General features: G+C 58.1%; 10 protein-coding genes. 2 read left to right on the top strand and 8 right to left on the bottom strand.

The features are described 5' to 3' along the window. The 3 genes from B2W52_RS02445 to B2W52_RS02435 form a co-directional block, all read right to left on the bottom strand. Positions 1–2,723 (bottom strand): efflux RND transporter permease subunit (locus B2W52_RS02445; protein WP_286801117.1); only part of this gene is annotated, 2,723 nt, incomplete at its 3' end. 3 nt (positions 2,724–2,726) lie between these two features. Continuing rightward, positions 2,727–3,821, bottom strand: a complete 1,095-nt coding sequence (locus tag B2W52_RS02440; RefSeq protein WP_053113392.1) for an efflux RND transporter periplasmic adaptor subunit — start codon at positions 3,819–3,821, stop codon at positions 2,727–2,729. Between the two features lie 38 nt (positions 3,822–3,859). Beyond that, positions 3,860–4,420 (bottom strand): DUF3833 domain-containing protein, encoded by a 561-nt coding sequence (locus B2W52_RS02435; RefSeq protein WP_092030651.1) that lies wholly within the window; start codon positions 4,418–4,420, stop codon positions 3,860–3,862. 247 nt (positions 4,421–4,667) lie between these two features. On the opposite strand from B2W52_RS02435, the gene B2W52_RS02430 reads away from it, so the two are divergent. Further along, positions 4,668–6,488, top strand: a complete 1,821-nt coding sequence (locus B2W52_RS02430; protein WP_273073052.1) for an acyl-CoA dehydrogenase C-terminal domain-containing protein — start codon at positions 4,668–4,670, stop codon at positions 6,486–6,488. Between the two features lie 165 nt (positions 6,489–6,653). After that, a complete protein-coding gene (gene thpD / locus B2W52_RS02425) occupies positions 6,654–7,589 on the top strand; it encodes an ectoine hydroxylase (protein WP_273073051.1) in 936 nt (311 codons plus the stop codon). Positions 7,590–7,591: 2 nt separating this feature from the next. Here thpD and mnmE read toward each other — a convergent pair whose 3' ends face one another. The 5 genes from mnmE to rpmH all read right to left on the bottom strand — a co-directional run bounded on the left by mnmE (position 7,592) and on the right by rpmH (position 11,602). Further along, entirely contained in the window at positions 7,592–8,962 is a 1,371-nt protein-coding gene (gene mnmE / locus B2W52_RS02420; protein WP_104270991.1) for a tRNA uridine-5-carboxymethylaminomethyl(34) synthesis GTPase MnmE, read from the bottom strand. A 70-nt stretch (positions 8,963–9,032) separates the two neighbouring features. Continuing rightward, positions 9,033–10,748: a membrane protein insertase YidC gene (gene yidC / locus B2W52_RS02415; RefSeq protein ID WP_053113396.1), complete on the bottom strand. Its 1,716-nt coding sequence runs from the start codon at positions 10,746–10,748 to the stop codon at positions 9,033–9,035. 4 nt (positions 10,749–10,752) lie between these two features. Then, complete coding sequence (gene yidD / locus B2W52_RS02410) at positions 10,753–11,046, bottom strand: membrane protein insertion efficiency factor YidD (protein WP_008172546.1); 294 nt, start codon at positions 11,044–11,046, stop codon at positions 10,753–10,755. Continuing rightward, entirely contained in the window at positions 11,046–11,453 is a 408-nt protein-coding gene (gene rnpA, locus B2W52_RS02405; RefSeq protein ID WP_008172544.1) for a ribonuclease P protein component, read from the bottom strand. Before rnpA ends, yidD begins: the two co-directional genes overlap by 1 nt. 14 nt (positions 11,454–11,467) lie before the next feature. Beyond that, positions 11,468–11,602: a 50S ribosomal protein L34 gene (gene rpmH / locus B2W52_RS02400; protein WP_008172542.1), complete on the bottom strand. Its 135-nt coding sequence runs from the start codon at positions 11,600–11,602 to the stop codon at positions 11,468–11,470. Positions 11,603–11,718 lie beyond the last annotated feature (116 nt).

Raw genomic sequence — 11,718 nt, 5'->3', positions numbered from 1 at the left:
TAGATGTTCAGACTGATACCCGTCCACCAGAGCGCCAGGAGAGCCCCGGTTACCGCCAGCGGCACCGACAGCATGATAATCAACGGATGTATCCAGCTTTCAAACTGGGCTGCCAACACCAGGAACACGATGACGAAAGCCAGCGCAAAGGTAACGTAGATTGCCGCCGAGGATTCCTGGAATTCCCGGCTCAGGCCCTTGTAACTAATGCGGGCTTCCGGCGGCAGGTTATCCAAAGCCAGATTGTTCAGGTAGGTCAATGCCGAACCCAGGTCGTAACCATCCGCCATAGACGCACTGATCACCACAGCGGGCAGGCGGTCGATGCGGCGGAGGTCCGGGTTGGCGCCGATCTCCTGCACGGAAACCAGTGCCTGCAATGGGATCAGGTTACCGCCCTCCCGGGGCCGCAGGAAAATCTGGCCGAGGTCTTCGGGCGTTGCCCGGTTGGCATCTTCCGCCTGAATGATTACATCGTATTCGCGGCCTCGATCGATGTAAGTCGTTACCTGCCGGGAAGCCAGCATGGTCTGCAAGGTGAGGCCCACGTCTTCTACCGTGATATCCAGATCCGCGGCCCGTTCCCGGTCGATGTTCACCCGAAGTTCCGGCCGGGTCAGCTCGAAATCAGTATCCAGGTTCTGGAGATTCGGGTTTTCCTTGGCGCGCTCCACGATCTCCTGGCTCCAGGCCTGAACCGACTCATAGTCCGGACCAGCCACCACGAACTCGATCGCCTGGCTGAAACCCCTTTGGCCCAGACCCGCCGGATTGACGGCCACGGTCCGGATGCCGGACACATCAGCCAACTTCCTGCGGATTTCGCTGGTCACCTCCTGCTGCTTGATATCCCGCTCTTCCCAGGGTACCAGGCCCATGATCATGAACGCGTTGTCCTCTTCATTGCGGAATCCGACGATAGCAAGCAAACGGTTGGCTATCCCCTCGTCCAGATACGGGAGCAGTGTTTCTTCCACCTGCCGAACGTAGTGGTCGGTGTATTCCACCGTTGAGCCACGGGGCGCGCTGGTGGGCATGATGATCACGGCACGGTCTTCGGTAGGCGCCAGCTCCTGAGGCAATTTCGGATACACCACGGCGGCAATGACCAGCCCGACAAGTCCAAGGCCCAGCAACAAGCCCGGCTGCCTCAGGGAAAACTCCAACAGCCTGCGGTAACCATTGGTCAGGCCATTCAGGGCCTTTTCACTGGCGGCCCAGAGACGATGACCTTCTGCCGATTCGGGGCTGTGCCTGAGCCACTTGGAACACAACATCGGCGCCAGGGTCAGGGCCACGAGGCTCGAAAACACCACTGCCGCCGCCAGGGTAAAGCCGAATTCGGCAAACAATCGGCCAATGTTGCCGCCCATGAAGGAGATGGGAACGAACACCGCCACCAGGGTCAGAGTGGTCGCAATCACGGCGAAGGCAACCTGCTTCGCGCCCCGGTAGGCGGCAAGCAACGGGGGCTCACCCTCGTCAATCCGGCGCTGGATGTTTTCCAGCATTACGATGGCATCGTCCACCACCAGGCCGATGGCAAGAATCACCGCCAGCAGGGTCAGTACGTTGATGGAAAAACCCAGGAAGCCCAGACCGATAAAGGCACCAATCACCGCAACCGGAATGGTCACCGCGGGAATGAGGGTCGCCCGCCAGGAGCGCAGGAACAGGAAGATAACCAGGATAACCAGAGACACTGCGATGGCGAGCGTGGTGACCACTTCCTTGATGGAAGCCCGAATGAAAATGGATTCGTCGTAGCTTTCCGCGATGGTGACTTCCGGTGGCAGTGTCTCCCGGATCTTCTCCAGCTCGGCGCGGACGGCATCGGAAACCGCAACGGTGTTGGCCTTGGACTGGCGGATAATCCCCATGCCGATGGCGGTCTGGCCATTGGCGCGCAGGCGGCTCACATCCGACTCCACACCCATCTGGACATTGGCCACCTCGCCCAGGCGCAACAGATCATTACCATCCCGGCGAACCACAAGCTCCCGGAACTGTTCCACGTTCGACAGCCGGCCCTCGGCCCGCACGGTGAAATTCCGGGTGGACGAATCCACCGATCCTGCCGGAAGCTCCACGTTGTTGGCACGCAGGGCCCGTTCCACTTCCGCCACGGTGATATCCCGAGCCGCAAGACGTTCGCGGTCCAGCCAGACCCGGATGGCATAGCGCCGTTCGCCACCGATACGCACGTCGGCAACACCATCGAGTACCGACAACCTGTCCGCCAGGACCCGGTCGGCAAAGTCACTCAATTCGGCACTGTCCCAGACATCACTGCGCAGGGTCACCCACATCATCGGGCGTGCATCGGAATCCGCCTTGCGCACCACCGGTGGATCGGCTTCATCTGGCAGCTGGTTGGCCACCCGGGACACCGCATCACGGACATCATTGGCGGCAATATCCACATCCCGGGCGGTGGTAAATTCAATACTGGTTCGGGACTCGCCCTGCTCGGTGGATGATTCGATCGACCGAATACCCTCAATGCCACTGATGGCACCTTCGATCACCTGGGTAATCTGGGTATCCACCACCTCGGCCGCGGCGCCGGTGTAGTCGGTAGAGATGGAAACAACGGGTGGGTCAATATCCGGGTACTCGCGCACCGGCAGGCCCATCAGGGCTGCCAGACCGAACACAACGATCAGAAGACTGAGGACCGTAGCGAACACCGGCCGCTTGATGGAGACGTCGGAGAGGACCACCGGTTACGACTCCCTGGCCGTAATAAAACGGTTCTCGGGAATGGCTTTGTCGTCTTCCAATACCCGAACCCGGTCCCCACTGCTGAGTCGGTCCTGACCGGTCACGATCACCGGGTCTTCCTGGCTCAGACCGTTCGAAACTTCCACAAAACCGGGCATGCGCGAGCCCAGGCTCACCGAAACCCGCCGGGCCACACCGTCTTCAGCCACAAACACATATTGTTCATCACCCCGGATCATCACCGCCTGCTCGGGGATTACCAGCGCCTGCCGTTGCCGGAGTGTTAGCGTCGCAGACATGAACTGTCCCGGCCGGAGCAGACCATCCGGGTTATCGATCAGTGCCCGGACAGGCAGCGAACGGCTCAACTCACTGACCCTGGAACCCAACTCCACCAGCTGGCCGGAAAAGGTCTGGTCCGGATAGGCCGGCGATGCGCCCCTTACCTCTTGCCCGAGACTCACCTGCCCCAGGAAACGCTCCGGGATCGAAAAGCCCAGTTCCATACGGTCGGTGTTATCCAGGGTAGTCACCGAGGTTCCGGTAGTGATATAGGCGCCGACGCTGATGTCACTCAGCCCGACCACACCGGCAAACGGCGCCTCGATCCGGTGGTTTTCCAGACGAACTTGAGCTGACTGGCGCTGAGCCTCGGCGACATCGACTGACGTTCTCAGTTGATCCACCTGGGACTGGGAAATACTGTTGTTCGAACGCAACCGCTGTGCCCTTTCAAGCTGTCGGCGGGCATCCGCCAGTTGCGCCTCGATCACCTGCAGGTCTGCCCGGGCCTGGCGATCATCAAGCCGCAACAGGACGTCGCCCTGCCCCACCCGGCGGCCGGTTTCCAGATTCAATTCCACCACCCGGCCACTGACTTCCGTGGTCAGTTCCACCGCGTTCAGGGCTTTGAGACTGCCAACGGCGTTGACCACATCCCGTACTGCCTCCATCTGCGGAAGCATGGTGTTAACGGCGCTGGCGGGACGTTCGCGGCCGCTCTGGGCGGCGGTCCCATCATCGAAGTTCTGATACACAAAGGCGCCGCCGATAGCGACAGCCACCAGTACCAACGCAATCAACCACTGTTTCCACATAGGATTTCCAGGTATTTCGGGGTCAGGTTAGTCGTCTGTTACTTTTTCTGGATGACCAGAACCACCTCGCCCACGTCGATTCCCCACTTGCTCATGGTGGTCTGATTGATCAACGTGTCGGGCGTAATCAGGTACATCCAGTCATCCATGCGTACGTCCAGGGTACCGTCGCCATAGGCCACCTGGAGCACATAATTCATGTGAATTGCATTGCCACTCCAACGCATGGTTCCGGGTTCAACCACGTCACCGGCGTCAGCATGGTAGCCGTCTTCCGCGGGAGTCAGGGTCCAGACGCGGGTCTGCACTTCGCCGTCATCGAAACGGAACACCTCATCCAGAGTGCCTACGCCCTCGTCATCCCACGACGCGCTAATATCCGCATCAAAGGTGCGAATCACCTCACCGGAAAAATTCTTGACCACCCCCCGGGCGGAAAGTTCGCCGGTAAAGAACTCTTCAGGGACCAGTTCTGGCGTGCGGTCGGCGTAGTCCTCGAGCGAGGGACTGGCACAGCCACTGAGCAGCAGTGTCGAAAACAATACCCAGAGTATAGGTGTCGAGAGGCGTTTCGATATCTCGGTAAACAGGCTTTGCATGACTTTTACACTCTCTGAACAGGAATATGTGGGGGTCCTCGGCGCAAGGAAATACGCCGAAAGCCTCTTTAACGATCATTACCCGGAATCCACGATCTCTGCTACGTCATCTCGGCCAATTGTCCATTCTGACAGTCTGCCCGGTGCTTTTCGTCAATGGCAGTGCCCGGGTATTGGCGTAAAACACAAGGCAACGAACGGTGGTTGCCCACCCAAGATTGTTGAGAAAGACACAGAGGATTCCGCTATGCCGGTTTACAAAGCACCCTTGCGCGACATGAAATTCCTGCTGAACGAGGTGTTCGATTACCCGGGTCATTACGCCACCCTGACCAGCGGTGAAAACGCCACGCCCGATATCGTGGACGCGATACTCGGCGAATGCGGAAAGTTTTGTGAAGAGGTGCTGAGCCCACTTTACCTCTCTGGCGACGAAGAAGGTTGCAAACTGGACAACGGTGAAGTCACCACACCCGCCGGTTACCGGGACGCCTACCAGCATTACGCCATGGGGGGCTGGCAGGGACTCTCAGCGCCCGAGGAATACGGCGGCCAGGGCCTTCCCGCGTCCATGGGACTGCTGAAACAGGAAATGATGGGTACTGCCAACTGGCCTTTCTCCATGTATCCGGGGCTGTCCCTGGGGGCCATGAACACAATTTTCCTTCATGGTACGGAAGACCAGAAACAGACCTACCTTGCGCCACTGACCGACGGCCGCTGGGCCGGCACCATGTGCCTGACCGAGCCCCAGTGTGGCACCGATCTGGGCCAGGTAAAGACCAAAGCCGAACCACAGGCCGACGGCAGCTACCGGCTTACCGGAACCAAGATCTTCATCTCCTCTGGCGACCACGACCTGACCGAGAACATTATCCATATTGTGCTGGCCCGTCTGCCCGACGCCCCCAAGGGCACCCGGGGCATCAGCCTTTTTATCGTACCCAAGTTCCTGCCCGACGGTAACGGCGATGTCGGTGAGCGCAACGGTGTCGTCTGCGGCAGCCTGGAAAAGAAAATGGGCATCAAGGCCTCGGCCACCTGTGTACTGAATTTCGATGGCGCCACCGGTTTTCTCATTGGCCCCGAGAATGAAGGGCTCAATTGCATGTTCACTTTCATGAACACCGCCCGCATCGGCACCGCCATTCAGGGCGTCGGTCCGGCGGAGCTGTCCTATCAGTGGGCATTGGCCTATGCAAAAGATCGGCGCTCCATGCGGGCACTCTCAGGCAAGAAAGAGCCGGACCAGGTCGCCGACAGCCTGATCCATCATGCTGATGTGCGCCGGATGTTACTGACCCAGAAGGCCATCGCCGAAGGCGGTCGGGCCATGCTGTATTACGCGGCCCGGCTGGCCGATCACATGGTCGAGGGATTCACCGAAGGTGACGATAAAAAGGCGGAAAAGTACGATGACAAACTCGGCTTCCTGACGCCAATTTTGAAGGGCTTTCTCACTGAACTCGGCTGCGAAGCGGCTAACCTGGGGGTCCAGGTTTTTGGCGGCCACGGTTACATCCGCGAACACGGCATGGAGCAGATTGTCAGGGATACCCGCATCGCCACCCTGTACGAGGGCACTACCGGTATCCAGGCGCTGGACCTGCTAGGACGAAAAGTATTGCTGATGACCCAGGGCGGCGCGGTGCGCGAGTTCACCCTGAACATTGCCAATTTTGCCCGTAAGCATCTCACCGATAAACGGCTACGGCCCTGGGCTCTGGAACTGCTCAAGCTGACCGGGCAATGGAACCTGCTGACCGTCCGTATCATGCTCGCGGCGCGCAAGGATCGCGATGTGGTGAGTTCCGCATCCTACGATTTTCTGATGTATAGCGGCTACGTCACCATGGCCTATATCTGGCTGCGTCAGGCTGCGGTGGCTGTGGATAAACTCGATAACGGTGGTGAGGAATCCACCGGCTTTTACCAGGCCAAGCTCGCCACCACCGAGTTCTATTTTGAACGTTTGCTGCCCCGGGCCCAGAGCCACGCCACCAGCATGCTCAGCCCCAGCAAAAACCTGATGCAGCTCGACGCCGAAGATCTGGCCTTCACCGGGTAGGGTATCCGGTACACCTGATCCCCGGGCCTCGGCCCGGGTTTTTTTGCCCTTGAAATACGTCCGCCTGAACCCATCTTACAGGTGCATTTCCGCATTGGAGTTATTAACTTACTGAATTAAATAGAAATGTTCTGATTTCTCAAATAAAAGTAAGGAGGTTCGAATATGGAGACTCGTACTGACGACTTTTATCCCACCCGCCTGGAACGCCCCACCAAAAGCTTTGAACGTCAGGATCCCGTGGTGCACAGCAGCGGCTCGGACCGTTCCGACGGACCACTGAGTGAGACTGAGCTGGCACGGTATGAGCGCGACGGTTTTCTGGTCTTCGACAGTTTTCTCGACCAGGCCACGGTGCGCCAGTTCCGGGAGGATTTGCGGGGCTATGAGGACGATGAAAGCATTCTGCGCTCGGAAGGCACCATTACTGAACCCGGCAAGCAGGAGATCCGCTCGATTTTTGGCATTCACGAACTGTCGGACCGATTCGACCGGCTGACCCGGGATCCCAGGATTCTGGCCATGGTGCGTCAGCTTCTGGGCAGTAAAGCTTACATCCACCAGTCCCGGATCAATTTCAAACCCGGTTTCCACGGCAAGGGTTTTGACTGGCACTCGGATTTTGAAACCTGGCACGCCGAGGACGGCATGCCACGGATGCGGGCAGTCAGCTTCTCCATCGCGCTCACCGACAACACGCCTTTCAACGGCCCCCTGATGCTCATTCCCGGTTCCCACAAGACCTTTGTGCCCTGCGTTGGCCGCACACCGGAGGACAATTATCAGTCGTCGCTGAAAAAACAGGAACTGGGTGTTCCCAACAAACGGGACCTGGCAGCCATGGCGGATGACTACGGTATCAAAGCGCCAACCGGCCCTGCCGGCTCGCTGATCATCTTCGAGTGCAACACGCTCCACGCCTCCAATGCCAATATGTCGCCCTGGCCGCGCAGCAACCTGTTTTTCGTCTATAACAGTGTGGAAAACCAGCTCCAGGCCCCATTCTGCGGCAACAAACCGCGCCCGGATTTCCTGGGCAACCGCAACAGCACTGAGGCATTGGTGCCAGTCACCTCCGAGGAACGCCGGAAGACCGGTTAGCGCTATTTACCGATACAGAAGCTGCTGAAGATCTTGCCCAGTAACTCATCAGGCGTCAGATGCCCGGTGATCTCGCCCAGGCTATCCTGGGCGGCACGCAGGTCTTCAGCCAGAAGCTCGCCGGCACCGAAACCCTCCAGCTGGCTCTGGCCCTGGATCAGCAGGGCCTGGGCGCGCTCCAGGGCATCAAGATGGCGGCGCCGGGCGAGGAAACCACCTTCTGTGGTGCTGGCAAACCCCATGCATTGTTTGAGATGGTCCCGGAGTATCTCCAGGCCCTCGGCAGACTTTGCTGCCAAACGGATCACCGGCGCGCTCTGGTGATCTTCGGCACTGATACCGACCGTTTCACCAGAGAGGTCCACCTTATTCCGTATCACCGTCACCGGGGCGTTGGCCGGTAGCTGGTCGATGAAATCCGGCCAGATTTCATGGGGACTGGTTTTCTCGGTGGTAGTCGCATCCACCATCAGAAGAATGCGATCGGCCTGACGGATTTCCTCCCAGGCCCGGGCAATACCGATCTGTTCCACTTCGTCCGGGCTGTCCCGCAGGCCGGCAGTATCGATAATGTGCAGGGGCATCCCATCGATGTGGATATGCTCCCGCAGGACATCACGGGTTGTGCCCTCAATCGCCGTAACAATGGCCGCTTCGCGACCGGCCAGGGCATTGAGGAGACTCGACTTGCCGGCATTAGGCCTTCCGCCGATCACCACTTTCATGCCGTCACGAAGAATCGTTCCCTGCTGGGCTTCGGCCAGGATTTTCCCGAGCCGCTCCAGGAGGTTTTGAAGGTCACTGGCTACCTTGCCGTCGGCGAGGAAGTCGATCTCCTCCTCTGGAAAATCGATCGCCGCCTCCACGTAGATCCGTAGATGAGTGACCGCCTCCACCAGATCCTCGATCTGCCTGGAGAACACACCCTGCATCGAACGAACCGCGCAGCGGGCCGCCTGTTCCGAACTGCTTTCAATCAGGTCGGCAATCGCTTCGGCCTGGGCCAGGTCCAGTTTGTCGTTCAGAAACGCCCGCTCGGAAAACTCGCCGGGCCGGGCGAGCCTTGCACCCTGGCTGCACACCTCACGGAGCAGAAGATCGAGAATCACCGTACCACCGTGCCCCTGAAGCTCGAACACATCTTCGCCGGTGAACGAGTGGGGGTTGGGGAAAAACAGGCCGATGCCCTCGTCTATTAACTCGCCATGGCTGTCATGGAAGGGGCCGTAATGGGCATATCGCGGTTTCGGCTCAAACCCCAGCATCTTTTTTGCAATGGCGAGGGCCTTGGGCCCAGAGATACGAACAATGCCAACTCCGGCCTGTCCCGGTGCGGTGGCGATGGCTGCGATGGTGTCAGAACTCTGGCTCATGCTTTTTCCACAGGCTGAAAACAACAAAGGCTCCATACAGGAGCCTTTGCCGGGTCGGTTCGGGCACCGGTCAGTGCTTCTTGCCGGCCATTTCTGCTTCGATCTTGCGGGTAATGTACCACTGCTGGGCAATGGACAGAATATTGTTCACCAGCCAGTACAGAACCAGACCTGCCGGGAACCACAGGAAGAAGACCGTAAAGATCAACGGCATCATCTTCATGATCTTGGCCTGCATCGGATCCGGCGGTGTCGGGTTCAGACTCATCTGCAGGAACATGCTGGCACCCATCAGAATCGGCAGGATGAAGTACGGGTCCATGACCGACAGATCCTGAATCCACAGCATGAATGGCGCGTGGCGAAGCTGAACACTCTCGAACAGAACCCAGTACAGGGAGATGAACACCGGCATCTGCACCAGTATGGGCAGACAGCCACCCAGCGGATTGATCTTCTCCCGCTTGTACAACGCCATCATTTCCTGGGACATGCGCTGCCGGTCGTCTCCGTACAGTTCTTTCAGCCGGGTCAGCTGGGGCGCAACGGCCCGCATCTTGGCCATGGACTTGTAGCTGGTAGCGGACAGATGGAAAAACACCGCCTTGACCAGAACCGTCAGCAGGATGATGGACACGCCCCAGTTGCCAACCAGGCTATGGAACCAGTCCAGAATGATGAACAGCGGCAGCGAAATGAAGAACAACCAGCCGAAATCAACGGTACGGTCGAGGTTCGGAGCCATGCCTTCAAGGCGCTCAATGATCTTCGGCCCAACGTAGGCCCGGGCACCGATCTCTGCGGTTTCGCCCGGCGCCACACTGGTAGCCGGATAAACAAAGCCCATTACATAGTTCGGGCCACGGCGCGTGGTCTGGTACTGGGCGGGAATATCGCGCTCCGGTACCCATGCCGACAGGAAGTAGTGCTGCAGGAAGGCCAGCCAGCCGTTGGTAACCGACTGATTGATCTGGTTTTCCTGGAGGTCTCCGAAATCAAACTTCTCGTAGGGATCTTCCGGGGAGCTGATGACCAGACCCAGGAAGGCCTGGATACCCATGCTGGTCTGGGAGGTCGGGTCCGGGGACTGATCCCGGACGATCTTGCCGGTGAAATTGGCCTGCCATTCTTCACTCGACTGGTTTTCAACCAGATATTTGACGCCAATTTCGTAGCTGTTGCGTTCAAATTCATAACGCTTGGTGATCTGGACGCCATTATCAGAGGTGTAAGTCAGATCTACCTGAAGCTGATTGTCGCCTTCCGCCAGTTCATAGCTTGCAGCGTCAGCACTGTAGACCGGAGCCGAACCGTTTTTGCGACTATCCGGGCCATCACGACCAATCAGCCCACTTTCCAGAACGTACAGGCGATTCTGCGTGTTGTTCAGGAGCGTCAACGGCTTTTCGCTGTTCAGGGTATCGTCGTAATCAAGCAGCCGTGCTTTTACCAGGTTACCGCTGACCCGATCGATCTGCAGATCGTAGACATCGGTGCGAACTGTGATGAACTGATCGCTGACCGCGGTGGTGGTTTCGGTTGAGCTGATGACAGCCTGACCAGTCTCCGGAGTGGTGAACTCGCCATCACCATCAACCTGAGCGGAGCTGTCCTCCGGAAGCACCATATTGTCGGAATTGCCCATGTTGCCAGCGGTTTGCGAAGGCTGGGATTCAGCGACCTGAGCCGTCTCGGGCGGCTGATGGTAGTCCTCATTCCAGGCAAGCACCATCAGATAACTGACAATAGCCAGGCCGGCAAATAATACGATGCGTTGAATATCCATAGAGTTACTGTCTGGTCTGGGTTGTTGTATGGGAGTGATCAGCGTGTACGCAGGCTGTTGCGGTTTCCGGAGCCCGGGGTTCTGCCGTTCCCGGTACAGGATCATAACCGCCTTCCGCCCAGGGATGACACCTTAACAGACGCCGGATTGCGAGAAATAATCCTTTAAGCGCGCCATGGTGGTTAATGGCTTCAACGGCGTATTGTGAGCAGGTGGGGTAGTGGCGGCAGTGACTGGCCATCAGCGGGCTGATTGCATACTGGTAGAAGCGGATGGGCAGAAGCAGAAGCTTGCGCATTAACCCGTTCCTCGATTGGCAGATTCCGATGATGCTGCCCGGGATGGCTGAGATTGAGCGTACTTTTTCCTGAGACGTCGCCAGAGGTCATCCATGGATGCCCGAACCGAGTGGTTGTCCAGGGAAACCAGCCCCTGGCGTCCCAGAACCACAAGATCCAGGCCGGGCAGGTCCGTCTGGTGACGGAAACTTTCCCTGACCTGGCGCTTTACCCGGTTTCTCTGGACTGCAAGCTTCAGGTTTTTCTTCGAGAAGATCAAACCGATCCTGGCGTGACCGAGATTATTCGGTGTAGCCAGGATCAGAAAATTCCGGTGTGGAACTTTCAGCTGCACGTCGTTGAAGACTTTGCCGTAATCAGCAGGTCGCAAGAGACGATGTGATTTCGGGAAACTCAAAGCCTTCATGAGGCAATCAGAGCTTACGCGGACAGACGTGCGCGGCCCTTGGCACGACGACGGGAAATAACCTTGCGACCGTTGGCAGTGGCCATACGGGCACGGAAACCGTGAACGCGCTTACGCTTCAGGACGCTTGGTTGAAACGTTCTTTTCATGGTGATGATCTCACAATTCGTAAGTTGGAAATTCAGTAACTGGCTGGAAAATGAACAGCCAAAACAGGAGCGGCATTCTATGCAAATACCGGTGGGAATTCAATGCTTATTGCTAG

The sequence above is a fragment of the Marinobacter sp. UBA2498 genome (genome assembly GCF_002341575.1).
In the GTDB taxonomy this organism is placed as follows: Bacteria; Pseudomonadota; Gammaproteobacteria; order Pseudomonadales; family Oleiphilaceae; genus Marinobacter; species Marinobacter manganoxydans.
The sequence above is the reverse complement of the archived record's forward strand: the minus strand, read 5'-3'. Positions and strand labels throughout refer to the sequence as shown.